This is a genomic window from Leisingera sp. MMG026 (assembly GCF_021654205.1).
Classification (GTDB): domain Bacteria; phylum Pseudomonadota; class Alphaproteobacteria; order Rhodobacterales; family Rhodobacteraceae; genus Leisingera.
The window spans coordinates 1-2,297 of record NZ_JAKFZM010000107.1 but is presented as its reverse complement, the minus strand read 5'-3'; the positions used below and the strand labels follow the sequence as shown (position 1 = coordinate 2,297).

Sequence of the window (2,297 nt, the reverse complement as noted above, 5' to 3'; positions counted from 1 at the left end):
GGCACTTGTAGCCTTCTGATTTTGAGGGGCATATTTTTTGAGCGAGATTAATACGGTGATGTCGGACAGCGCAAGTATAGATAAGAGCCAAGATACTGTCCCTATTCGTATCTTAGCTTGGTCAGAGGGCCGTCCACTGTGGCAACGCGATGCGCTGCGCCGCATTGTCTTGAACGGTTATCCGAATGAAGAGGCGTTCGAGGAGTTATTGGCGCTCTGCAGAAAAGAGCATGGCGATCCAACGGTGACGCTGGCGGCCAAACCACTTTCGAAGGACCACCTGCCGGTTGATCCTGGTGCCGGCGAGTCGATTTCCCTGTCCGACATTGCAAATGTCTCCGGTGTAAACCAGCTCGCAACCGGCCAGACGCTAAACTTTGAGGAGTCCGGCCTGACCATTGTTTACGGGCAGAACGGCTCAGGAAAATCAGGCTACACGCGAATTCTTAAGAAGGCTTGCCGCTCACGGCATGCCGGTGTGATCATATCCGATGTTTATAGCTCTTCCCCAACGCGAACAGCAAAGGCCGATCTGAAAATCACCCGTACTGGCGGCGCAGCGGAAACGGTTGCGTGGGAAGATGACGGCGGGTCCGCCGAGGCGCTTTCCGCCATCACGGTCTTTGACCGTGATGCAGCTTCGGTACACGTTCAGAAGAAAAACGAGGTTTGGTTTCGTCCCTTCGGCCTCGATATTCCGGATGACCTCGCCGGTGTCTGTCAGGAAATCAAGGCGCGCCTGACAACCGAGAAGGAAACATTGGAGCAAAAGCGCAACTCCGTTTTCGTCAATCCAATCTGGTCGAGCCGCTCTGCGCTCGGCAAAGCCCTTTCTTCGCTTCGTCATGATACCGATATCGCGGCCAAAAAGCCCAAGACACCCTTTTCGGATGCGGACGAAGCGCGCCTGACTAAGCTTCAAGCCGATCTCGCTCAAGACCCCGCTGTGGCGGCAAAAGCGCAGCGCGACTACGCGGCCCAGCTCGATCAACTGGAATCCTATTTGAAGCGGATCGAGCAGGCGCTGAATGACGAGGCCATTCAGGCGCTTCATGCTACGAAGAAGATTGCTGACGACATGCGGACGGCCGCCAACACGGCAGCACATGAGGCGTTTTCCGGATTGGCGCTTGAGGGCGTTGGTGAAACCGTCTGGCGGACCCTCTGGGAATCCGCCAGGTCATATTCGCGAGTGGCGAAGGAAGCTGGGGCGGCGTTTCCACCACCGCAAGGGGATATTTGCGTTCTGTGCCATCAGGAGATCGACGAGCCCACCGCCGCGCGGATGCTTGGCTTTGAAGACTTCATCAAGAAGGACACAGAAACCAAGGCGGCTGAGGCCGAGCGCGTCTTCAAGGAAGTAGAGCAAAAATTCCGTGCTGTCGCTATCCACGTCAACAAGGTCTCTGCGGCCTATCGGAGTTTGAAAGCTGGTAACTTCACGCTCGCAAGGCAAGTGCTGAGATTCATCGCGCTCGCGCGTCGTGTGCAGGTCCAGACGCTTGCGCAGCTCTCCGGCGAAGATGTTCCGAATCCGTTGGCTTTGCCTGAATACGTCGCGGAGGCCGTAAACACCGAAGCCGCGCAGACCCGCGCCTATGCGGCTTCTCTCGATGACGCATCCGGAGGCGAAGCACGAGAAGCCGTGCTGAACGAACAGGCCGATTTGCAGGATCGGAAACAAAGTCACGAGCTGCTGGATATTGCGAAAACAGAGATCGCGAGGCTCACAGAGCTAAAGCGCATTGAAGACTGCTTGCGCGACACCGCCACCACAGCGATCACGCGGCTCGGGAACGAAATTGCCGACAATCTGATCACGCCGCGTATGCGCGACCGGTTTCAACAAGAGATCGTCGCGCTGGCTGGTAATCGCGTGGGGGTCGAGGTCGTGCGCTCGGGGGGCAAATTCGGTTCACCACAATACGAGGTGAAGCTCTATGCCAACCCCAAGGCCAAGGTCCATGATGTGCTCAGCGAGGGCGAGCAGACGTGTGTGGCGTTGGCCTCATACCTTACCGAACTAGCCAATGCATCGCATACATCGGCGCTTGTGTTCGATGATCCGGTTTCATCACTCGATCATCGCTGGCGCTCAAAAGTAGCCAAGCGCCTGGCAAAGGAAGCCGGCGTGCGGCAGGTTATCGTGTTCACGCATGACATGATCTTCGTAAACGATCTGGCACAGCTGGCTTCGGAGCGAAATACGCCGACTACGCTGGCGCATCTCACGCGCGGACAGGATGTCGTCGGCATCGTTAACAAGGACTTGCCGTGGACGGCCTCTAGGTCGTGTC

The 2,297-nt window shown here is 56.9% G+C and carries 1 protein-coding gene; it reads left to right on the top strand.

Annotated elements, in window-relative coordinates; translation table 11 throughout:
* Positions 1 to 37: 37 nt before the first annotated feature.
* The coding region (locus L1069_RS23595; RefSeq protein ID WP_237457271.1) for an AAA family ATPase at positions 38 to 2,297 on the top strand (2,260 nt) is incomplete at its 3' end.